At 63.3% G+C, this 21,603-nt stretch carries 17 protein-coding genes; 6 read left to right on the forward strand and 11 right to left on the reverse strand.

What is annotated here, in order from left to right:
* The first annotated feature begins 292 nt into the window (after positions 1 to 292).
* Entirely contained in the window at positions 293 to 1,204 is a 912-nt protein-coding gene (locus ACWICV_RS02825; protein WP_105658333.1) for a GerMN domain-containing protein, read from the forward strand.
* 330 nt (positions 1,205 to 1,534) lie between these two features.
* Here ACWICV_RS02825 and ACWICV_RS02830 read toward each other — a convergent pair whose 3' ends face one another.
* The 3 genes from ACWICV_RS02830 to hrcA form a co-directional block, all read right to left on the reverse strand.
* Complete coding sequence (locus tag ACWICV_RS02830; RefSeq protein WP_454090771.1) at positions 1,535 to 2,308, reverse strand: 16S rRNA (uracil(1498)-N(3))-methyltransferase; 774 nt, start codon at positions 2,306 to 2,308, stop codon at positions 1,535 to 1,537.
* A 2-nt stretch (positions 2,309 to 2,310) separates the two neighbouring features.
* Entirely contained in the window at positions 2,311 to 3,435 is a 1,125-nt protein-coding gene (gene dnaJ, locus ACWICV_RS02835; RefSeq protein ID WP_454090770.1) for a molecular chaperone DnaJ, read from the reverse strand.
* Positions 3,436 to 3,500: 65 nt separating this feature from the next.
* Positions 3,501 to 4,514, reverse strand: coding sequence for a heat-inducible transcriptional repressor HrcA (hrcA, locus tag ACWICV_RS02840; protein WP_105658330.1), 1,014 nt, complete (start codon positions 4,512 to 4,514; stop codon positions 3,501 to 3,503).
* A 127-nt stretch (positions 4,515 to 4,641) separates the two neighbouring features.
* Between hrcA and ACWICV_RS02845 the strand changes: the two genes are divergently transcribed.
* On the forward strand, positions 4,642 to 5,511 hold the full coding sequence (locus ACWICV_RS02845) for a DUF3097 domain-containing protein (protein ID WP_454090769.1): 870 nt from the start codon (positions 4,642 to 4,644) through the stop codon (positions 5,509 to 5,511).
* Positions 5,512 to 5,601: 90 nt separating this feature from the next.
* Positions 5,602 to 6,003 (forward strand): DUF4870 domain-containing protein, encoded by a 402-nt coding sequence (locus ACWICV_RS02850; RefSeq protein ID WP_105658328.1) that lies wholly within the window; start codon positions 5,602 to 5,604, stop codon positions 6,001 to 6,003.
* Between the two features lie 16 nt (positions 6,004 to 6,019).
* Here ACWICV_RS02850 and hemW read toward each other — a convergent pair whose 3' ends face one another.
* The gene (hemW, locus tag ACWICV_RS02855; protein ID WP_332594743.1) at positions 6,020 to 7,249 is read right to left on the reverse strand and encodes a radical SAM family heme chaperone HemW; all 1,230 of its coding nucleotides are present in this window, start codon (positions 7,247 to 7,249) and stop codon (positions 6,020 to 6,022) included.
* Positions 7,250 to 9,097, reverse strand: a complete 1,848-nt coding sequence (lepA, locus tag ACWICV_RS02860) for a translation elongation factor 4 (RefSeq protein ID WP_105658326.1) — start codon at positions 9,095 to 9,097, stop codon at positions 7,250 to 7,252.
* Positions 9,098 to 9,209: 112 nt separating this feature from the next.
* On the opposite strand from lepA, the gene ACWICV_RS02865 reads away from it, so the two are divergent.
* The gene (locus tag ACWICV_RS02865) at positions 9,210 to 9,779 is read left to right on the forward strand and encodes a type II toxin-antitoxin system PemK/MazF family toxin (protein ID WP_400289083.1); all 570 of its coding nucleotides are present in this window, start codon (positions 9,210 to 9,212) and stop codon (positions 9,777 to 9,779) included.
* 170 nt (positions 9,780 to 9,949) lie between these two features.
* Entirely contained in the window at positions 9,950 to 10,210 is a 261-nt protein-coding gene (gene rpsT, locus ACWICV_RS02870; RefSeq protein ID WP_105658324.1) for a 30S ribosomal protein S20, read from the forward strand.
* Between the two features lie 175 nt (positions 10,211 to 10,385).
* Here the strand turns inward: rpsT and holA are convergent, their stop codons facing one another.
* Genes holA through leuS form a run of 5 tightly spaced genes read right to left on the reverse strand, consistent with a single transcriptional unit; the run spans position 10,386 to position 17,777 of the window.
* Positions 10,386 to 11,378: a DNA polymerase III subunit delta gene (holA, locus tag ACWICV_RS02875; RefSeq protein ID WP_454090768.1), complete on the reverse strand. Its 993-nt coding sequence runs from the start codon at positions 11,376 to 11,378 to the stop codon at positions 10,386 to 10,388.
* A 34-nt stretch (positions 11,379 to 11,412) separates the two neighbouring features.
* Positions 11,413 to 13,680, reverse strand: a complete 2,268-nt coding sequence (locus ACWICV_RS02880; protein ID WP_454090767.1) for a ComEC/Rec2 family competence protein — start codon at positions 13,678 to 13,680, stop codon at positions 11,413 to 11,415.
* On the reverse strand, positions 13,677 to 14,324 hold the full coding sequence (locus ACWICV_RS02885) for a helix-hairpin-helix domain-containing protein (protein ID WP_454090766.1): 648 nt from the start codon (positions 14,322 to 14,324) through the stop codon (positions 13,677 to 13,679). The genes ACWICV_RS02880 and ACWICV_RS02885 overlap by 4 nt, the downstream gene beginning before the upstream one ends.
* A 15-nt stretch (positions 14,325 to 14,339) precedes the next feature.
* Positions 14,340 to 15,278, reverse strand: a complete 939-nt coding sequence (locus ACWICV_RS02890) for a DegV family protein (protein WP_454090765.1) — start codon at positions 15,276 to 15,278, stop codon at positions 14,340 to 14,342.
* A gap of 9 nt (positions 15,279 to 15,287) precedes the next feature.
* Positions 15,288 to 17,777 carry a leucine--tRNA ligase gene (gene leuS, locus ACWICV_RS02895; protein WP_454090764.1) on the reverse strand — a complete coding sequence of 830 codons (2,490 nt, stop codon included), beginning with the start codon at positions 17,775 to 17,777 and terminating at the stop codon, positions 15,288 to 15,290.
* Positions 17,778 to 18,066: 289 nt separating this feature from the next.
* Here leuS and ACWICV_RS02900 point away from each other — a divergent pair, with 289 nt between their 5' ends.
* On the forward strand, positions 18,067 to 19,953 hold the full coding sequence (locus ACWICV_RS02900) for a hypothetical protein (RefSeq protein ID WP_454090763.1): 1,887 nt from the start codon (positions 18,067 to 18,069) through the stop codon (positions 19,951 to 19,953).
* Positions 19,954 to 20,073: 120 nt separating this feature from the next.
* On the opposite strand, the gene glpK is transcribed toward ACWICV_RS02900, so the two are convergent.
* Positions 20,074 to 21,594, reverse strand: coding sequence for a glycerol kinase GlpK (glpK, locus tag ACWICV_RS02905; protein ID WP_454090762.1), 1,521 nt, complete (start codon positions 21,592 to 21,594; stop codon positions 20,074 to 20,076).
* Positions 21,595 to 21,603: the final 9 nt, after the last annotated feature.

Raw genomic sequence — 21,603 nt, forward strand, 5'->3', positions numbered from 1 at the left:
TTTGCGAGCTTGGTGGTAATCGTGATTTGTCCTGCTTGCCATTCTATCGAGTCGCAGGCCAATCCGGAGAAAATTCAGGTCTCAGCGTAAGCAGTAGAACCTGAAAGTAGTCTTGAATGATGCTAATCGGGGCAAGTGGCGAACATATAGATTTGGTTACGGATTAGTAAGTTGGGCCATTTTTCTGCAGTTAGCCGCTTCTGATATGGCAAGCTTGAGAGCGGTTCCAATACGGCCAGGAGCCACAACAGCTAAAATCACCACGGATTGGTACGCAGTGCAATCAAGGATCTTGCGGAAGATTCCACGCCGATTCGGCGTTTTGGGAATCACTGCCGCTCTCGTCGTCGCCGCAGGATGCGGTCTGACGAATCGCGAGAGCTCCTATGAGATGCCATCGACCGCCGTGGCTGAATCGCTGAACCTGCCGAACGCCACCGACGCTGGCGAGGATGTCGGCATCGCGGCTAGCCTGCCCATCTACTGGCTGGAAAACACCGATACCGGCGTGTTCCTGTACCGCGAGTACATCGAGGACACCCGCCATCAGGAACCCATCGGCGATGCGATCTGGACGCTGCTCTCAGCCGACCCGATGAAGCCGAAACGTTATACCCATTTGAAGCCCACCGATGAAATCGGGGTTTCAATCAATAATGCGAATGTCATCACCTTGGATCTGCCGGCCAAGGTCTTCAGCGCCAATCTCGACCAGGGCCTGTCGGAGCGCGCCATCCAGCAATTGGTCTTCACCGCTACGGCAGCTGCCGCCAGCGCTGGACTGGTCGTGGGCGAGCTTCCCGCAACGGTCCGCATCCTGGTTGACGGCCAGGCAAATGCCACAGTCTTCGACGGTTTCCGGCTCAAGGATGTCTACGAGCGCGATGCGGCGTTCATTGCACCGATCTGGATCATCGATCCGCAGTTCAACAAGACCTTGGCGGATGGCTCGATCAAGATTAACGGCCGAACCACCCAGTTCGACATCGGCACCTTCTACTCCTTGCAGCGCAAGGACGCCGACGGCAAGCTCACGGTGATGACCGCTCAGAAGCAGGTCAACCCCGGGCAGATCAATGCCGACGGTTCATTCACCCTGACCACCGATCTGCGTGCCGGCTCATACCGGCTGACTTTCTGGGGCGTTGAGACCGGATCGGACCATCTGGTCGGCAAGGTCACCAGCGACTTCCGCGTCGAGTAACGCAGCATCCAGCGCTGCAGCCCCCGCCGGAAGTCCTGGACATGAACCTGGGCGCCCGTTGTCCGGGCCAGCTCCTGAACTGGTGGCAGCTGAGCATTCTTGGCCTGCTGGCAGGATTTCCAGTGCCGTTGCCTTGGACAGCGTCCTTATCCGATCGGCTGCCGCATTCGCGTATCCGGCCCGCAGCGACTTCGCGTTCCCCGTCCCGAGGCCTTTTCTCGGCTCGAACCCGTTGCGCCGGCCGGAGACGAAATTGCTCCGCAGATCCCGGCAGGCACATGCCTGCCGGGATCTGCGGAGCAATTCACCTGCTAACCGGAATTCTGGAACCTAGATTTCGCCGATCAAATGGCGGATCAAGACCAGGGCCGCGGGGCCCGCGGTCGAGGCACGCAGCACATGCTGGCCCAGCAGGGCTGGTTGGGCGCCGGCATGGACGAAGGACTGCAGCTCCGTTTCGGAGATGCCTCCTTCTGGCCCGACGATCATGATGATCTCCTGGCCGGTCCGCGCATCGGCGAGCCACGACTGCACATGCCGGGCCACCGATTCCGCGGCCTGCTCGTGCAGAACCAGAACCAGTGCGCCATTTGCGGTATCGGCCGCGATGGCCTTGGCCAGTTCCTTGGAACCCAGCGGGTCCAGCACCTCCGGCTCATAGGAGCGGCGCGACTGCTTCTGCGCCGAGCGCACCTGGGCGCGCCACTTGGCCATGGCCTTGTCGACCTTGGCCGCGTTCCAGCGCACGATCGAGCGGTCCGCCTGCCAGGGGCGTACCGACAGCACGCCAAGTTCCACGCCGGACTCGACAGCTTGCAGGTCGCGATCCCCCTTGGACAGCGCCTGGACCAGGGTGACCGGGTGATCGCTGACCGCTTCCTCGGCACGGCGCAGGACCTTCACGCTCAGCAGGTCCTTGGCGGTGCCGATGACCTCCACAGTCAGGCGCAGCCCCTTGCCATCCAGCAGGTCCAGGTGCTCGCCCGCGGAGACCCGTTTAACGGTGACCGCGTGGTGCGCTTCGGAGCCATCCAGTTCAAGAATGTCCCCGACCGTTGCGTCCCGGCCCTGCTGGGCGTCGATGACGAAGCTGTGGTTGCTCATGCCTAGCGCTGGTTCAGCTTGTCGCGCAGGCGGGAGAACATGCCGCCGCTGTGCTCCACACGGCCGGCCGAGAGTTCTTCGCCACGCAGCTTGGCCAGTTGCTCGAGCAGATCGCGCTGGGCAGCGTCGAGCTTGGTCGGCGTCTCCACCTGCAGGTGCACGATGATGTCCCCGCGCTTGCCTCCGCGCAGGCGCGGCACACCGAGGCTCGGCAGGGTGACGGTGTCGCCATCCTGGGCGCCTGGCTCCACATTGATGGACTGGCCGCCGTCGAAGGTTTCCAGCTTCAGCTCGCAACCCAGTGCGGCGGCGGTCATTGGCAGGCTCATCTTGGCGTGCAGGTCGGTGCCGGCGCGCTCGAAGACCTTATGGCGGCGCACGTCGATCTCGACGAACAGGTTGCCGTTAGGCCCGCCGCCCGGGCCGGCTTCGCCCTGTCCGCGCAGCTGGATGCGGGTGCCGGAGTCGACACCTGCAGGAACGTTCAGCGACTTCGACACATGCTCGCGCACCCGGCCTTCGCCGTTGCACTCCAGGCAGGGGTCCGGGATGGTGGTGCCGAAACCGCGGCAGGCCGCACAGGTTTCCACGGTCATCATCTGGCCCAGGAATGAACGCACTGGACGCTGCACCTGGCCTGCGCCATGGCAGATGTCGCAGGTGACCGGGCTGGTGCCTTCGCGCGTGCACGAACCGTTGCACGTCTTGCAGGTGACAGCGGTTTCCATCTCCAGCGGGTAGACCGTGCCCTTGACCGCATCTTCCAGGTCGATGGTGATGGTGATCAGCGCGTCGCGGCCCGGCTGGGTGCGTGATGCCGGGCCCTGGGCCTGGCCGCCACCGAAGAACTGCTCGAAGATGTCGCCGAAGCCGCCAAAGCCCTGGCCGCCACCGCCGAAGCCCGGGTGGCCGTTGCCGTTCTCATCGCCGGTGGCGTCGTAGTTGGAGCGCTTGGTCTGGTCGGAAAGGACTTCGTAGGCTCGGGTGACCAGCTTGAACTGTTCTGCAGCGTCATCGCTAGGGTTTACATCCGGGTGCAGCTTACGCGCCAACTTGCGGTAGGCACTCTTGATTTCCTGCGGGGTCGCGTCCTTGGCGACGCCTAGGGTCTCGTAATGCGAGCTCACGTTATTCGCCGTGTCCTTTCCTGAGAATCTTGAAATTCGGTAGTGCCGGGCGGTGCCCAGCGAGGCTAGTTAGCCAAAATCTTCGACAGGTACCGTGCCACCGCACGAACCGAGGCCATGGAGGTTGGATAGTTCATCCGGGTGGGGCCCAGGACCCCGAGCTTGTTGCGCACATCGGTGCCGTAGGTGGTGGCGACCACGGCGGCTTCCGACAGCTGCCCGTAGTGGTGCTCGGTGCCGATGGCCACGGCTACGCCGCGCGAATCGGCTTCCAGCTCGGAGAAGAGCTTGAGCAGCACTACCTGCTCCTCGAGCGCCTCGAGCACCGGGGTTATGCTCAGCGGGAAGTCCCCTTCCACGCGGGCGAGGTTCGCGGTGCCTGCCATGATGATGCGTTGCGCGTTGGCCGCCTGGGCCATTTCTTCCAGCGCACCGATCACCTGGTCCACCAGGGGGTCGGCCTGCTGCGTCGAACTGCGCTCGATGCGGGTGAGCCGGCCGGCAAGTTCGGCAAGCTTCACTCCCCCGAAATTGTTGAGCAGCCACAGCTTCAAGTCATCCAGCTCATCATCGCTGTAGGAACGCTGGACCGGCATCATGCGCTGATCCACCGTGCCATTGGAAGCGATCATCACCATCAGCACCTGGGCCGAGCCCAGTCCGACCAGATCGAGGTTCTTCAACGAAGCGGTGTCGTAGTGCGGCACCTGGATCATTGCTACCTGGTTGGTCAACCGCGCCAGGAGGCGAACAGTGCTCTTGAGCATCTCGTCCAGGTCCGTGGAGCTGTCCAGGATCTTGTTGATGGCGTCGCGTTCAGCCCGCGACAGCGGCTTGAGCTCGCCGATCTCATCGACGAAGCGGCGGTATCCCTTTTCGGTGGGGATCCGTCCGGAGGAAGTATGCGGAGCGACTATGAGCCCCTCTTCTTCCAGCATAGCCATGTCATTGCGGATCGTCGCGGCGCTGACACCGAGGTTGTGCCGGTCCAGGAGCGCTTTGGAGCCCACTGGCTCACGGGATTGGACGTAGTCCTCCACGATGGCACGCAGAACGTCTAGGCGTCGCGGCTCTGTCACAACAGCACCTCCTTGGATTCCCTGTGCCCGGCTTTGGCACTCTAACCTGTCAAGTGCCAAGTCTAATACGTTCAGCAGTTGCTAGCATTGGATTTCGAGCGTATTCGATCACAGCGAAAGGCAGTACGTGACTAATTACTCCTGGGGACCACGGGATCTGAGTGCACCGGCACCGAAAAAACTCCGCCAGGTCCCTGTTGAACGTGGCATGATTCTGGAAGATGCCACCTCAGGATGGGTAGGAGAAGTCATCCGTACCGAGAAATCCGGTGGCATGCGCGTGATCGTGCTCGAGGACCGCCACGGCAAGACCCGCTCCTTCCAGGCGGGCTTCGGGTTCTTCCTCGAAGGCGAAGCGGTGGAGATCATTGATCCCGTTGCCAAGGCCGCACCGCCCCAGAAGCTGGTCTCGGCTTCGGGTTCGCGTGCCGTTGCCGGACTGAAGGCCCGGGAGGCCAGGGCAAGCCGCATCTGGGTAGAAGGCAAGCACGACGCTGAGCTGGTTGAAAAAGTTTGGGGCCACGACCTGCGTGTTGAAGGCATCGTCGTTGAACCACTGCATGGCGTGGACGATCTTGCCGGGGCTATCCGCGACTTCGCCCCCTCCGCCCAGCGCCGCCTGGGAATCCTGGTTGACCACCTGGTTGCCGGAAGCAAGGAATCGCGCATCGTTGCCGAGGCGATGAAGGTCCCCGGTGCAGCGCAAAACGTGCTGATCCTCGGCCACCCGTACGTGGATGTATGGCAGGCGATCAAGCCTGCGACACTGGGCATCAAGGCTTGGCCGGTGATCCCCAAGGGCGCCGATTGGAAAACCGGTGTGCTCCGGGCCTTTGGCTGGCCGCACTCCACCGCGGAAGACATCGGCATCGGATGGCAGCGGCTCTTGTCCACGGTGCAGCATTACGGGCAGCTTGAACCACAGCTCTTGGGCCGGATTGAAGAATTGATCGATTTTCTCACGACCGAAGATTACGGTTTCCTAACGATTGACTAATAGTTGGAGATTAGTCTGCGAATCTCCCCGTGGGCCCAGCCGCGGTCGCTATGATAAGAGGAACCACACTTAGCAAGACAAGGAAAAATAGTGACATCACGCCAGACGAAGCCATCGGAGAATTCCCGCTTCGAAGGTTCCAGGACCTCTGCGCTGCCGCTGACTCCTTCAGAAGATCGCCAGTGGGCAATGATGGCCCACTTCGGTGCCATCTTGGGTTGCGTTCCTTCGGCAATCGTCTTTGCCGTATTCCGGGACCGTGGCCCGTTCACTGCACAGGAATCGAAGGAAGCGTTCAATTTCACGTTCCCGCTGACCATTCTCGCCATCGTATTCAATGTGCTCATGGTCTTGCCGGTGATCGGCTGGCTTTTCGCAGTACTCGCCGTGGCCCTCTGGGTCTTCATGACGGTCTCGGGCGCCCTTGCTGCCATCCAGGCCAACAAGGGACGCCCTTACCGCTACCAATTCAATCTGCGGCTGATGAAGTAGCAGTGATTGCCCAGTCTTAGAAATCGAGCAGTTCACGCACCACGAGGTCGGCCAGGAGCCGGCCTCGCTGCGTTAACACCAATGTGCCGGCGAACGCGGCCTTGGCATCAATCAGCTCGTCGGCGATCAAGCCGGCGACTTTCTTGCGTCCGGTTTCATCGAGCTCGCTAATCTTCATGCCCGAACCCAGCCGGGTCAACAGCATCGTGCGCTCAAGCTGCACGGCCTCGGCATCCGGGTATTCGCGGCCGTGGCCCGGGGAGATTCCAGCATCGATCCGTTGCTGATACGCGGCTGGATGCTTCACATTCCACCAGCGCAGCCCGCCAACATGGGAATGCGCGCCGGGGCCTGCGCCCCACCAGTCGCCGCCCTGCCAGTAAGCGATGTTGTGCTGGCAGGCATTCGCCGGGGTCTTCGCCCAGTTGCTGACCTCGTACCAGGAGAAACCGGCCGCGGCAAACATGTCGTCGGCCAACTGGTACTTTTCGGCATGGTCGTCATCATCGATGTTCGGTACCTCGCCACGGCGAATCTGGGCCGCCAGCTTGGTGCCTTCCTCGATGATCAGCGCATACGCCGAAATGTGATCAGGTTCGTAGCTCAACGCGGCTTCGATGCTGGTGCGCCAGTCTGCCAGGCTCTCCCCCGGAGTGCCATAAATCAGATCGACACTGACATCCAGGCCGGCCTCGCGCGCCCACGCAACGGCTTGCGGAACGCGCTTCGGATCATGGGTGCGCTCAAGCACCTTGAGCACGTGGGGCACCGCGGACTGCATGCCGAAGGACACGCGGGTGAACCCGCCGTCGGCCAGCTCCTGCAGGCTTTCGCGGGTCACCGAATCCGGGTTGGCCTCCGTGGTGATTTCCGCGCCCGGCTTCAGGCCGAAGTCGTCGCGGATCCGGCCGAGCACCGAGACCAGGTCTCCGGCGGGCAGCAGCGTGGGAGTTCCGCCGCCGAAGAAGACAGTTTCAATTTCGCGGTGCGGTTGGCCCGAACGGTCCATCACCTCGCGGGCGAAGCTGATTTCCTTGCTGACAGTGGCAGCGTAGGTTGCTTGGCTGGAACCGGAGCCCAGCTCCGTGGCGGTGTACGTGTTGAAATCGCAGTAGCCGCAACGGACGGTGCAGAACGGAATATGCACATAAAAGGACATGGTCCGCCCCTGTGCCTCATGCGCGCATGAGGCAGGGAGCAGACCATCGGCCGGAGCCGGATCGCCGTCAGGCAGTACTGAAGGCATCTACTTCTTTTTCGGCTCGTCGGTGGACAGTGCGGCAATGAAGGCTTCCTGCGGAACCTCCACGCGGCCGACCATCTTCATGCGCTTCTTGCCTTCCTTCTGCTTTTCCAGCAGCTTGCGCTTGCGGCTGATATCGCCGCCGTAGCACTTGGCAAGAACGTCCTTGCGGATTGCGCGGATGTTCTCACGGGCAATGATGCGCGAACCGATCGCGGCCTGGATTGGAACTTCGAACTGCTGGCGAGGAATCAGCTCACGCAGCTTCGAGGTCATCATGGTCCCGTAGTTGTAGGCCTTGTCGCGGTGCGTAATGGCGCTGAAAGCATCCACCTGCTCGCCCTGGAGCAGGATGTCGACCTTGACCAGATCTGCCACCTGCTCGCCGTCGGCCTTCCAGTCCAGCGAAGCATAGCCGCGGGTCTTGGACTTGAGGTGGTCGAAGAAGTCGAACACGATCTCAGCCAGCGGAAGGTGGTAGCGCATTTCGACACGGTCCTCGGAGAGGTAGTCCATGCCGCGCATGGTGCCGCGGCGGGTCTGGCACAGTTCCATGACCGAGCCGATGAATTCGCTTGGCGCCAGGATGGTGGCGGCAACCATTGGCTCGTGGACTTCCAGGATCTTGCCATCCGGGAATTCCGAGGGGTTGGTCACCGTAATCATCTGCTTGTCTTCGCCCATGACCTCGTACACCACGTTCGGCGCCGTGGAAATCAGGTCCAGATTGAATTCGGATTCCAGTCGCTGGCGGGTGATTTCCAGGTGCAGCAGGCCCAGGAAGCCCACGCGGAAGCCGAAGCCCAGGGCCACGGAGGTTTCCGGTTCGTAGGTCAGCGCAGCATCGTTAAGCTGCAGCTTATCCAGTGCATCACGCAGTACCGGGTAGTCGGTGCCGTCCATCGGGTACAGGCCGGAGAAGACCATTGGCTTGGCCTCTTCGTACCCGCCCAGGGACTCGGTGGCCGGCTTGTGGAAGTTGGTGACGGTATCGCCGACCTTGGACTGGCGCACGTCCTTGACACCGGTGATCAGGTAGCCCACTTCGCCAACGCCCAGGCCCTTGGTGGGCTCGGGGTTCGGCGAGGATACGCCGATTTCCAGCAGTTCGTGGGTGGTGCCGGTGGACATCATCTGGATCTTCTCGCGAGGAGACAGATTGCCATCGACAACTCGAACGTAGGTCACCACGCCACGGTAGGTGTCGTATACGGAGTCGAAGATCATTGCGCGAGCCGGAGCCTTGGCATCGCCGACAGGCGGCGGGAGCTGCTTGATGACCTCATCGAGCAGTGCTTCAACGCCTTCACCGGTCTTGCCCGAAACCTTCAGCACGTCTTCTGGCTCGCAACCGATCAGGTTGGCCAGCTCGGCAGCGTACTTTTCCGGCTGCGCGTTGGGCAGGTCGATCTTATTGAGCACAGGGATGATCGTCAGATCGCCCTCGATAGCCAAATAGAGGTTGGCCAGGGTCTGCGCCTCGATGCCCTGGGCGGCGTCAACTAGCAGGATCGCGCCTTCGCAGGCTGCCAGCGAACGCGAGACTTCGTAGGTGAAGTCGACGTGCCCGGGGGTATCGATCATGTTCAGTGCATATGGGGTGCCATCTTCGGCTCCCCACGGCATGCGCACAGCCTGGGACTTGATGGTGATGCCGCGTTCGCGCTCGATGTCCATGCGGTCGAGGTACTGTGCCTTCATGTCGCGGGCAGCGACAACGCCGGTCAGTTGCAACATCCGGTCGGCCAGGGTCGACTTACCGTGGTCGATATGGGCAATGATGCAGAAGTTACGGATGAGCGACGGATCGGTCGCGGCAGGCACCGGAGCGGTGCGGGCCAATGGAGACACCTAAACAGACCTCACTAGCTGACTAAAAGACATAGTTGGATTAGCTTCTATTCTGTCATGATTTCCGCGTCTTCTCATATTTCGACAGCCTGAAACTGATAGTTTGTCGTCCATGCCACTGAATCCAGAGAAGATATTTAGCATCGTCATGCGCGCGCTGAAGGAAATCAGCAAGGTCCGCGCAAATTCGGCAAGCAAGCGCCCGGCCAGCAACCGCGCGGCCAGCGGGTCCCCGAGCACTGCCGGAAGCCGCTCTCGTGCCAACTCCATGCAGGATTCTCCAGCGGGTGCCGGCTACCCGGGTGATTACCGTGGCAAGATTCACTACGAGTACAACCCGGCGAAGGACGGCAACGCCGATCCGGGAGAAATTGTCTGGACTTGGGTTCCCTATGAAGAGGATTATTCGCAGGGCAAGGATCGCCCGGTGCTGATCGTCGGCCGTGATAGTGGCTGGCTGCTGGGGTTGATGCTCACCAGCAAGGACAAGAACAACTCGGATCACCGCGACCGCAACTACATGGACATCGGTACCGGCGACTGGGACCGCGAGCGGCGTCCGAGCGAGGTCAAGCTCGATCGCATTATCCGAGTCGGCGAGCAAGCCGTCCGGCGCGAAGGCGCCATCCTGGATCGCGAACGCTTCTCAAATGTGGTGAACGCCCTAAACGAACGCGCATAAGCACTCGTTGTCAGGCTCCCTATCTGATAAAGTTAATCTTTGTGTGTTGCGCAGGTTGGGCAACACGCCCCCTTCGGGTCGCCATAGGTGCCCCACACCGCTCAGTCGATGGCTTGAAGGATGAACCCTCTACCGACCGTATAAAACGATAAACGAGAGAGTTTATTAAAGTGGCTAACATCAAGTCCCAGAAGAAGCGTATCCTGACCAACGAGAAGGCACGTCTGCGTAACGTAGCTGTCCGTTCCGAGGTCAAGACCGTGATCCGTAACGTCAACGAGGCAGTAGTCTCCGGTGACAAGGAAAAGGCAACCGAGGCACTGCGCCTGGCTGGCAAGAAGATCGACAAGGCTGTAAGCAAGGGTGTTCTGCACAAGAACAACGCTGCTAACCGCAAGTCGGCTATCGCCAAGAAGGTTAACGCCCTCTAAGCCGAGCTTAGACTTCATCAACTCCCCCGCACTCATCGAGTGCGGGGGTTTTGTTTTGCCCGGAACTGCTCGTCGAAGCTTCCAGGCAGACACGCGCCGATGGCTAGCCTTCATTAAAGAGCAGTGGGAGCACGCACGAGTGCATCGTGCCCGCCCCCACCTGGAACCTCAGCGGCTAGCGTCCCGGAGCCTTGCCTGCAATGAACATGATGGCGTGTTCCAGCGCGTAGCCCGGTGAACGGCTGCCGCCCTTGACCATGCGGTCGGTATTCGCTATTTCTTCGACGCACAGGGCAAGATCGCTGCGTTTCCAGCCGCGAGCCTGCTGCTGCGCCTGCTGAACTTGCCACGGCGCCATCCCCAACTCGGATGCCAATGAAGCTGCGGGTTCATTCACGCCGGCGACCTTGGCGATCTGGCGGACCTTCATCGCCAAGGTGGCCACAATGGGAATCGGGTCGGTTCCAGTACCCAGCGCATGGCGCAAAGTGCGAAGCGCCATCTGGGCGTTGCCGGAAATTGCGGCATCGGCCACCTTGAAAGCAGTTGCTTCAACCCGGCCGCCGTAGTACCTGTCGACCGTATCCTGGTCAATGGTTCCCGTGGTGTCGGCAATCAGCTGGGAGCAGCTCGATCCAAGCTCTGCCAGCGAGTTGCCTACCGCCGCTACGAGGGCTTTGACCGCGTCATTGGTAATCCGGCGCTTGGCGGCTTTGAATTCGGACTGGACGAAGTCGATCTTCTCGGAGTCCTTTTTCACCGGTTGGCAATTGACGATCAGGGCACCGGCAGCTTTGATTGCGTCAATCAGCTTCTTGCCGCGCGTACCACCCGAGTAATGCATGATGAGCACATTCTCGGGAGCCTGGTCTTTCAGGTAGGCCAGGCCGTCCTTGAGGAAGTACTCGTTCATGTGGGCCAGTTCGTGGACCTCGACCAGATTGGCGCTGGAAAACAGCGAAGAGCTGGTGGCCATGAGCAGCTCTCCAGGCTCGTACTTTGCCGCGTCAAGACGCGTGTGCTGGATATCGTCCCGCTGGGATGCCTGGGAACGCAGCAATTCGAAGGCGCGCGAAGCGAGGTAATCCTCTGAACCGGTCAACAGGATCAGTGGTTGTGGGCGCAGTTCCCGCCATGAGATACCCGGATTTGCTTGGGCGCGTGCCATCGAACTCCTTAGTGCATCGGTCGATATAACGATCCTACCGAACCGGCGTACCCAGGGCGGTACCCAGAACGCCCTGGCTGGTAAATGTGAGCAGTACGGTACCCGATTGGTCGGTGCGAATCACCGTCGCGCCGACCTGCTGCGCCATCGCCAGGGTTTCGGGGTGCGGATGGCCATAGGAATTATCCTTCCCCGCGGAGACCAGCAGGATCTGCGGACGGATCTGCTCGATGATTTCGGTTCCGCCGTTGCGTGCCCCATGGTGCGAGGCTTTCAGGATCGCTGCATGCCCTTGCGGATGCAGGCGCAGCAGGCGATCCATGGCTTCGGTTTCCATGTCCCCGGCTGTGAAGAGATCGATGGTCCCGGGCCCGGTGGAAAAGCTGAACCGGATGACCAGCGACGTATCGTTGGGTTCGGCGTATTTCGCGAAGCGCGCCTCGGGGCCCACGACTTCGAAGCCCACCTCCCCTGCAGCCTGCCGCGTACCGGGCTCCAAGGCGCGTGCACCGGGCCATAGTTCAAGGTCGAACCCAGTCGAGACCAGGCGTTCACCAATCTTTACGTGCGAATTCTCCAGCTCGCCCACGGCCCCGAAATGGTCGCTGTGGGTATGCGTGATGAAGACCTTGCTCAAGGTGCTGATGCCCAGCCGCTCCAGGCACAGCAGCAACCCGCTCTCCGGTGGTCCGGTATCGATCAGCCAGCCCTCTGAATCCCCCAGATTGATGACGAAGGCGTCGCCCTGGCCCACATCGCACATGGCAATGCTCCAATGCGGCGCGATATCTTCCCGGTAGAACAGCGTCGCAGGCAGAACGAGCGCTACGGCGAATACCAGGATCGCTCCCAGCACGCTAAGGGACACCTGCCTGACCCGGAGCCTCTCGGTTTCCCGGCCCAGCACCAGCAGGGTGCACAGCACCAGGGAGAGCATCACTGCCAAGACGATTCCGGGTAGGCCTTCGGGCCACGGCCGGGCGGCACCGGGGAGCCCGGAAACGAAATGGGCCACCTGGCCAATGGCTTCTGCCGGCAGCCCCGGAACCCAGATCAGCACCGATTCCAGCGCTGGCCACGGCGTGCACAGCAGCAGGCAGGCCATGCCGAGCGCAGTAATCAAGGGCAGCAACGGCGCGACCACGAGGTTCGCGGGCAGCGAGTACAGGCTGAAATCCGAATTCAACGCGATGACCACCGGCAGGCAGGTGAACTGCGCCGCGCAGCAAATGGCCGTCAGCTGCGCGAACCAGGCCGGGAATATGTGGAGAAGAATTTCGGTCAGGGCCGGGGCGAGCATGATGATTCCCAGGGTCGCCAGCATCGACAGGGCGAAGGCCGGTTCGGCACCCAGCGAGCGATCGATAGCCAGCAAGGCGGTTCCGCTCAGGCACAGTATTCCCAGAGAGCCTTGGCCACGACCCAGCAGCACCGAGATGACCGCAATGCTGCCCATCAGGCTGGCGCGCAGGACACTGGGATCCGGCCCGGCAAACCAGGCGAAGAGCCCGACCACGCCAATCATCAAGATCGCGCTGGGTGCCCGTGGCACCGAAAACAGCCGGAGCAGCACCAGCACAATGGCCCCGATCAGGGCAATGTTCGATCCGCTCACCGCGGTCAGGTGGCTCAACCCGCTGGATCTCATCGCCTCGCTCAACGCTTCGTCCTGTCCGGAACGATCGCCATAGAGCATGCCAGGCAGCAGCGCCTGGGCATTGTCCGGCAGGCCGCGCAGGCCCTGGGTGAACCGTTCCTTGAGGTAATCCGCGGCGGTAGGCTCAACCCAGGAGCTCACCTGCGGTTCACTGGCGGCATGCGCCCACCAATCGAAGGCGCCGGCAGCTGCTGCTTCCAAGTCGAGGATGGTCTCGAACTCGCCCGCAGTGGCCGGCACCCCGAAATCAATGGTGAGGAAGACCGGCACCCGGCATGGCACCCATTGGCCGTTGGCCCAGTACCGCTGGATTTCCGCCCGGCCGACGGCAGCCCCCTGGCCCTGCGCGGTGGCCGGGTCCTCGAAGCGGACCACGGCACGGCGCTGTTGCTCGCCGGCGCCCGGCAGCTGGCACTGGGGGTCGGTGAAGGCCAGGCTGCTGACGGCCACCACCCCCAGGAGCAGGATAATAGGACCGGTAAACCATGGCGCCGCGTAGGCGCGGTCGTGCCGGGGCCGCAAAAGCAGGAACAACAGGACAGCCATCAGCGCGGAAAGTACCCACAGCAACCATACCGGGAGGGTGAAATAGGCGGCGGTCCACGCGCCGCCCAGCAGCCACAGGCCGCGGAAATCGGTGTTCACGGGATCACCAGTTCGCTCAGCTGGCCCAGCAGCGCCGGACCGATGCCCGGTACCGCATCCAGCTCTTCCACGGAGCTGAACGGGCCGTTCTCGGTGCGGAAGTCGATGATCCGGGCTGCCAATGCCGGCCCGATCCCCGGAAGCTCCTGCAGGGTCTGGGAATCGGCACTGTTGAGCGAAATCTTCCCGCCCGCCGCCGCGCTCGGTGCCGCGGCTAGTTCCGTGGCCGTCTCGGCGCCCGGAAGGACCACCTGCTGGCCGTCGACCAGCTTGGCCGCCAGGTTCACCATCTGCGCACGTGCGCCTTTGGCCAGCCCGCCGGCGGCGTCCACCGCGTCGGCAATCCGCGAATCCACGGGCAGCTGGTAGACGCCGGGCTTCTTCACCGCGCCGACCACGTGGACCGTGACCTCGGGTGCGGCCAGGCTCGGGGACTGGCGGTCCTCCGGCGCCGAAGCGGACGGGTCGGATACCAGCGGAACTGTTTCAAGCTCCTGGGCGACCGGCGGTGGCGCGAGCAGGATGGAGATCGCAATCCAGGCGAGCACCACAATGACCAGCACCAGCACGGCCACGCGCGAGATCGCGAATCTCAGGTGACCGGGACGTGGCGCGTACTTGCTGAAGAAGTCGTGGCGGCCCATGGGCCACAGTCTGGGCTATGGCGCCGGCGGCCGATCCAGGATGGACGCCGGCTGTGGATAGCTGGGGGCGACGCACACGGCGATCACGCCCAGGCCGGTATGCGCGGCCAGCACCGCCGGAAGGGACTCGACCACGACCGGCATGGCGCTGAACGGTGCCAGTTCGGTGGCGATTTCCTCGGCCAGTTCCTCGGCGCCGAAATGCATCACCCCCAGCCGCACCTCGCCACTGGCGTCGCGGGCGTCGCGCAGGGCCAGGGCGACCAGCCGTGCGGTGGCGCGCGCGAAGGAGCGGGGCTTTTCCAGGGCGACGATCGAGCCCTCGGCAATCCCGAGGATCGGCTTGAAATTCAGCAAGCTGCCGACCACGGAGGACAGCGCGCTGATCCGGCCGCCGCGGCGCAGCTGCTCAAGGCTTGGCACCGCGAAGTACACGGTGTTGGCGGTGGCCGTGCCGGCGATCTGCTCGAGCATCTCCAGCGGGGCGCCGGCGGCGCGGGCAGCCAGCACATCGGCCACGGCAAATCCCTGGGGCAGGCACACGGTGCGCGAATCGACCACGGTGATTGGTTCGTCAAAGCTGCGGGCCGCCAAGCGGGCCGCCTCCACGGTGCCCGACAGCGCCCCGGACATGTGGATCGAGATGATCGACTCGCAGCCGGCGTCGAGCAGCTGCCGGTAGGCGCGTTCGAACTCGCCTGGCGCCGGGCGCGAGGTTTTCACCGCCTTGCCCATGGCCAGACCCATCATCAGCGCCTGCAGGTCCTCGCCGTGCACATGGTTGTCCACGATGATCGGGATCGGCACTTCGATGAAGTCCGGATGCGGCCCGAAATGCCCGGGCAGGCAGGACGCCGAATCGGAGACGACCCCGATGCGGGTACGCGAAAGCCCGCGCGGGGCCAGCCACTTGGGCAGCCAGCCCGCGCGCGAGCTTTTCTGGCGTTCAGTCATGAGCCGAGCTTACGGGGCGGGAACCACGTTCACGAGCTTCGGCGCACGCACGATGACCTTCAGCGGCTCCTTGCCATCGAGCATCCGGATCACCGACTCGTGGGCCAGGGCCTGGGCGCGCAGCTGCTCCTCGGTGATGTCCACCGGAACCTCCAGGCGGGCACGGACCTTGCCCTTGATCTGCACGACCGCGGTGATGGTGTCATCGACCAGCAGCGACTCGTCCACTTCAGGCCAGGCGCTGGTGACCACGGAGGGCGCATAGCCCAGCGCTTCCCACATGTCCTCTGCGGTGTACGGGGCGAACATGCTCAGCAGCTGGGCGGTCACCGTGGCGGCCTCGCGCACTGCCGGGTCCGCTGCCCCGGCACCGGAGTCGATGGTCTTGCGGGTCGCGTTGACCAGCTCCATGGTCTTGGCGATGACCACGTTGAACTTGCCCGAATCCAGCAGCGCGGCGGATTCATGCACGGTGCGGTGGGTGACCTGGCGCAGCGCCTTGTCCCCTGCCGCGTAGTCCACGCCGGCCTCGCTGGTGGTGTCCTGGGCGATGCGCCAGGCGCGGGCCAGGAACTTCTGCGAGCCCGATGGGGAGACATCGGCCCAGTCCACGTCGTCCTCCGGCGGGGAGGCGAAGACCATGGTCAGGCGTACCGCGTCGACGCCGAACTTGTCCAGCTGCTCGCCCAAATCCACGCCGTTGCCCAGCGACTTGCTCATCGCCTTGCCGCCGTTCAGGACCTGGCCCTGGTTCAGCAGCGCGGAGAACGGCTCGGTCGCGTCGATCAGGCCCAGGTCGTGGATGACCTTGGTGAAGAAGCGCGAGTACAGCAGGTGCAGGATCGCGTGCTCGACCCCGCCGACGTACTGGCCTACCGGCATCCAGTCGCGCACGGCCTTCGGGTCGAAAGGGCCCTGCGTGTACTGCGGGGAGACGAAGCGCAGGAAGTACCAGGAGGAATCCACGAAGGTGTCCATGGTGTCGGTGTCGCGCTTGGCGGCGCCGCCGCACTGCGGGCAGGCCACGTTGACCCATTCCTCGGCGGCGGCCAGCGGGGAGGTGCCCTTCGGGGCCAGTTGCTCGCCGCGCAGGTTATCGGGCAGGCGCACCGGCAGCTGGTCGTCGGGAACCGGGACCTCGCCGCAATCGGCGCAGTGGATGATCGGGATCGGGGTGCCCCAGAAGCGCTGGCGGGACAGCAACCAGTCGCGCAGGCGGAAGTTGATGGTGTGCTTGCCGGTGCCGGCAGCTTCCACGATCTCAATGGCCTTGGCGATCGCCTCGGTCTTCTCCAAACCGGACAGCTGCCCCGAATTGACCAGCTGGCCTTCGCCCGCGGTGGCGGTGCCGGTTTCGTTCGGGTCTTCTTCACCGGTTTCGACGACCACGCGTACTGGCAGGTCAAAGGCCTTGGCGAAGTCCAGGTCGCGCTGGTCGTGCGCAGGCACGGCCATGATGGCTCCGGTGCCGTAGTCGGCCAGCACGTAGTCCGCCGCCCAGACCGGCAGCTTCTCCCCGGAGAGCGGGTTGATCGCGTAGCGGCCGGTGAATACGCCGGTCTTCTCGCGTTCGCTGGACTGGCGCTCGATCTCGGACAGGGCCTTGACCTGCTCCTGGTATTCCTCCAAGGCGGCGCGGTGCTCATCGGTGACCAGTTCGCCAGCCAGCTGCGCGTCGGCGGCGACCACCATGAAGGTAGCACCGTACAGGGTGTCCGGGCGGGTGGTGAAGACCGGGATCTGCAGCGCAGGCTTGTCCTCGTGCCCTTCGATCCCGAAGGTGACCTCGGCGCCTTCGGAACGGCCGATCCAGTTCTTCTGCATCAGCAGCACGCGCTCAGGCCAATGGCCCTTGAGCTGCTCCATGTCCTCAAGCAGGCGGTCAGCGTATTCGGTGATCTTGAAGTACCACTGGTTCAGCGACTTCTTGGTCACCGCAGTGCCGCAACGCTCGCAAGCGCCATTGACGACCTGCTCGTTGGCCAGCACGGTCTGGTCCTTCGGGCACCAGTTCACCGGGTGGTCCTTGCGGTAGGCCAGGCCCTTCTCGTAGAACTTGTTGAACAGCCACTGGGTCCAGCGGTAGTACTCCGGATCCGAGGTGTGCAAGCGGCGATCCCAATCGGCGGAGATCGCGTAGCGCTTGAAGCTGGCGGCCTGGGTATCGATGTTCTTGTAGGTCCACTCGGCAGGGTGGGCATTGCGCTTGATCGCGGCATTCTCTGCGGGCAGGCCGAAGGAGTCCCAGCCGATCGGGTGCATCACGTCATAGCCGCGCAAGCGCCAGTAGCGCGCGACCACATCGCCCATGGCGAAGGCCTCGGCGTGGCCCATGTGCAGATCGCCCGATGGGTAGGGGAACATGTCCAGCACATAGCGGCGTTCGCGGCTGCCATCATCGGCGGGCTTGAACACCTGTAGTTCGTCCCACACCGGAAGCCACTTGGACTCGATGTCCTTGAAGTCGTAGGTCCTGGGTTCGTTCGTCGATGATGTCACGCTGCTCTTCTCACACGCTTTGCGGAAAATTTCCGATAGGAAAAACTTGTTCTTGGTTCCAGACACAACAAAAGCCCCCAAATTTCCACTCGGGGGTACGGCCAACGGGCCGTGCTCAGGCTAGGTTGCGCTTCGGATTCATATCGCGATTCTATCGCATATCCCCTGCCCACGCGCGCATCGATGAAGCGCAAGATTGCACACAGCGGCAAACGCGGCGCCACCGCAGTTATCCACATCCCGCAGCTGCCCGCAGGGGCAGGAGCTTCCAGCGCCCGATCATGGAGCCATGAACGCGCCAGCCCTGATCGCCGCATTGCGCACCGCATGTCAGGCCCCGATGCACCTCGGACCGGCCTTGTCCGGTGCCATGGTGCTGCGCCTTGGCTACCTGTGCCTGGCCCTGTATGCCGCGCTGGGCAAGCTGGTGCGCGATGCGGGCGACCCGCGCCTGGTCCTGGCGCATCTGCAGCTCACCGAAAGGTTCGCCCAGCAAGTCCATTGCGAGCAACACGCCGGCGCACTGCATGCCGAGGCCACCGGCGCCCGGGCGCTGGCACTGGACAGCTACGCGGCCCTGCGTTTGCCTGCGGATGACCCCGACGCCATCACCGACGGGCTCTTTGCCGGGGAACCGGACCTTGCCCCGGGGCGCTGCTGCTACAAGGACACCGCCCAGCTGCTGGCCGCATGGCTGGGCATCAGCTACTTCGAAGCCCAACGGCGCATTGCCGACGCGCACCTGCTCATTGGCCGGCGCACCCCCGATGGCGGCATCTGCGCGCCTTGTTTCAAGCATCTGGCCGAACTCTACGGGCAGGGCGCAGCCAACCGCCGGGCCATCGCTTCCGCCGCGCGGCGCCTTGAACGGCTCGAACCGCAGGACACCATCTTTGACGGCGTGCCCGTGCCGCTGCTGGCGCATGGCACCGATGGCCGCAGCCTGGACCAAGCCGCGGCCCACTCCCTGCGGGAGCTGGGCCCCGCCGCCGCGCAGAAGCAGATCAGCACCTCAATCAGGACCTACAAAGAACTGCAGGGCAAGCAGCTGCCTCCCAAGCTCGGCATGTTCATCGGCCCGGTGAAAAACGGCGTGCATTTCTTCTCGCTGCGCACCGATGCCACCGATGCGCAGCTGGTTCATTCGGTGCTCACGCAGGCCGGCAACCCACGAACCAAGGCCGGCCGGGCCGATCGCGATCCCCAGCAGCAGCGCCCGGCGGGTTCGGGATCCAGCGCCAGCGGCGGCCCACGAGAGGGCCAGGACTCCCAAGCGGACCAGGAGTCCACGGCAGGCCAGAACGCTGGCAACGGAAGTGGAGCCGCACCCGAGCCGCCGTCGTGGCTGCGCAGCGATCAGCCCATGCCGCCGTGGGCCGAAGAGGAACCAGAAGCTCACGATGGCCAGAACCCGGACGGCGGCCGCACCGCAAAGCAGGCAGAGGCCCCAGACGAGGCTCAAGACGAGGCTCAAGACGAGGCGCAAGACGAGCCGCACCTGCAGGACTCCCCCGCCGGGCAGCCCGATCTGCATCGTCGCCGGCTCAACGCGTTCATGGCGCTGTTGCGCGCACCATTTGCTGGCGGCGAGCGAAAAGTCGTCATCCCGAAGTTCGTGGTCTACCTGTGGCTCGCGGATCTGCAGAACCTGGCGGACGCGCACGGCATGACCGCAAATGGCATCGACATCCCGCCCGGAGAACTCCGGCAGCTGCTCGCCAGGGCGAACATCATCCCGATGGTCCTTGGCGGCAACAGCCAAGTACTGGATATGGGGCGCAAGATGCGCTGCCACAAAGGCCGGATCCGCGAAGCGATCATGGCCCGGGATCGCGGCTGCATCGTGCCCGACTGCACCGCGCCGCCGGATCATGTCGAAACCGACCACTACCAGAAGCCCTGGTCCGAAGGCGGCGAAACCAGTGTCTGGTCCGGGGCGGGAATGTGCACGTCCGATCACCACAAGCGCCATGCCGGACAGCTCGAGGTCGTCGATGTCGATGGGCTGCCGCACGTGGTCATGCCTGCACATGTCGATCCGGAGCAAAAGCCCCGCCGCAATACCTATTGGGACGCCCGGCAAGCCGGCGAGTCCCCCGCGCGCCGCAGACCCGCCGCGCAGGAAACCGCGCGTCCAGGCCAGGAAGACACCCCTGAGGCCGCATCAGGCGATTGAGGCGATTGAGGCGATTGAGCTGCCCCGCGGGTTAAACCGGCAACGCCCGAACCACCCATCCGGGTGATTCGGGCGTTGCCGGTTGCGGCCGGCTCGGAACCGGCCAAGCCACGGTTGCGCTTAGGCCTTGGTATCTTCGTCGACCCAGTCGAAGGTGCGGGTGACAGCCTTTTTCCACAGGCGCAAGCTGCGCTCACGCGTAGCCTCATCCATGGTTGGCTCCCAGCGCTTGTCCTCGGCCCAATTGTCTTCCAGTTCGCCCAGGTCCTTCCAGAAGCCAATGGCCAGGCCAGCAGCGTAGGCTGCACCCAGTGCAGTGGTCTCGGTGACCTTCGGGCGAACCACTGGCACGCCGAGGATGTCAGCCTGGAACTGCATCAGGGCTTCGTTGGCCACCATGCCGCCGTCGACCTTCAGTTCGGTGAGCGGAACCTCTGCGTCGGCGTTGACCGCATCCAGGACTTCGCGAGTCTGGAATGCGGTGGACTCCAGGGCCGCACGGGCGATGTGGTTCTTGTTCGCATAGCGGGTCAAGCCCACGATCGCGCCACGGGCATCCGAGCGCCAATATGGTGCGAACAACCCGGAGAAGGCCGGAACGATGTACACGCCGCCGTTGTCCTCCACCTTTGCTGCCAGTTCCTCGATCTCCGGAGCGGTAACGATCATGCCGATATTGTCGCGCAGCCACTGGATCAGCGACCCGGCCACGGCAATGGAACCTTCCAAGGCGTACACCGGTGCGTTTTCGCCCAGCTTGTAGGCCATGGTGGTCAGCAGGCCGTTGGTCGAATTCACGATCTCCGTGCCGGTGTTGAAGATCAGGAAGCAACCGGTGCCGTAGGTGTTCTTCGCGGTACCTGCGGTGAAGGCCGCCTGGCCGAAGGTCGCCGCCTGCTGGTCGCCCAGGATGCCTGCAACGGGCACCTCGCGCAGCAGCTGGTTGGTGTGCACGGAGCCGTAGACCTCCGAAGAAGAGCGGATCTGCGGCATCATCGAGCGCGGCACGCCGAAGTCAGCCAGGATCTTCTCGTCCCAGTCCAGGGTCTTGAGGTCCATGAACAGGGTACGTGATGCGTTGGTCACGTCGGTGACGTGCACGCCGCCGTCCACGCCGCCGGTCAGGTTCCACAGCACCCAGCTGTCGGTGGTGCCGAAGAGCAGGTCGCCTGCTTCGGCACGCTCCCGGGCACCTTCGACATTGTCCAGGATCCACTTGATCTTGGTGCCGGAGAAGTAGGTCGCCAGGGGCAGGCCAACGGTCTGCTTGTAGCGTTCCAGGCCGCCATCGGCTGCCAGTTCGTCGACGATGTCCTGGGTACGGGTGTCCTGCCAGACGATCGCGTTGTAGACGGCTTCGCCGGTGTTCTTATCCCACACCACCGCGGTTTCACGCTGGTTGGTGATGCCGACGACCTCGATGTCGTGGCGGGTCAGGTTGGCCTTGGACAGGGCCTGGCCAATCACTTCGCGCACGTTGCTCCAGATTTCGGCTGGATCGTGCTCGACCCATCCGGCAGCCGGGAAGATCTGCTCGTGTTCCTTCTGGCCTACCGAATGCACCTCACCGGCGTGCGTGAAGACAATTGCGCGGGAGCTGGTCGTGCCTTGGTCAATGGCGATGACGAATTTTTCACTCATGATTCACTG

The organism is Glutamicibacter sp. NPDC055354 (genome assembly GCF_053644955.1).

Bases quoted from the DNA above. Each gene is read 5' to 3' on its own strand.
- ACWICV_RS02830 (WP_454090771.1), bottom strand. From the start codon at position 2,308: ATGAGCAACCACAGCTTCGTCATCGACGCCCAGCAGGGCCGGGACGCA.
- hemW (WP_332594743.1), bottom strand. From the start codon at position 7,249: ATGCCTTCAGTACTGCCTGACGGCGATCCGGCTCCGGCCGATGGTCTG.
- ACWICV_RS02865 (WP_400289083.1), top strand. From the start codon at position 9,210: ATGCCACTGAATCCAGAGAAGATATTTAGCATCGTCATGCGCGCGCTG.
- holA (WP_454090768.1), bottom strand. From the start codon at position 11,378: ATGGCACGCGCCCAAGCAAATCCGGGTATCTCATGGCGGGAACTGCGC.
- ACWICV_RS02885 (WP_454090766.1), bottom strand. From the start codon at position 14,324: ATGGGCCGCCACGACTTCTTCAGCAAGTACGCGCCACGTCCCGGTCAC.
- ACWICV_RS02890 (WP_454090765.1), bottom strand. From the start codon at position 15,278: ATGACTGAACGCCAGAAAAGCTCGCGCGCGGGCTGGCTGCCCAAGTGG.
- ACWICV_RS02900 (WP_454090763.1), top strand. From the start codon at position 18,067: ATGAACGCGCCAGCCCTGATCGCCGCATTGCGCACCGCATGTCAGGCC.
- glpK (WP_454090762.1), bottom strand. From the start codon at position 21,594: ATGAGTGAAAAATTCGTCATCGCCATTGACCAAGGCACGACCAGCTCC.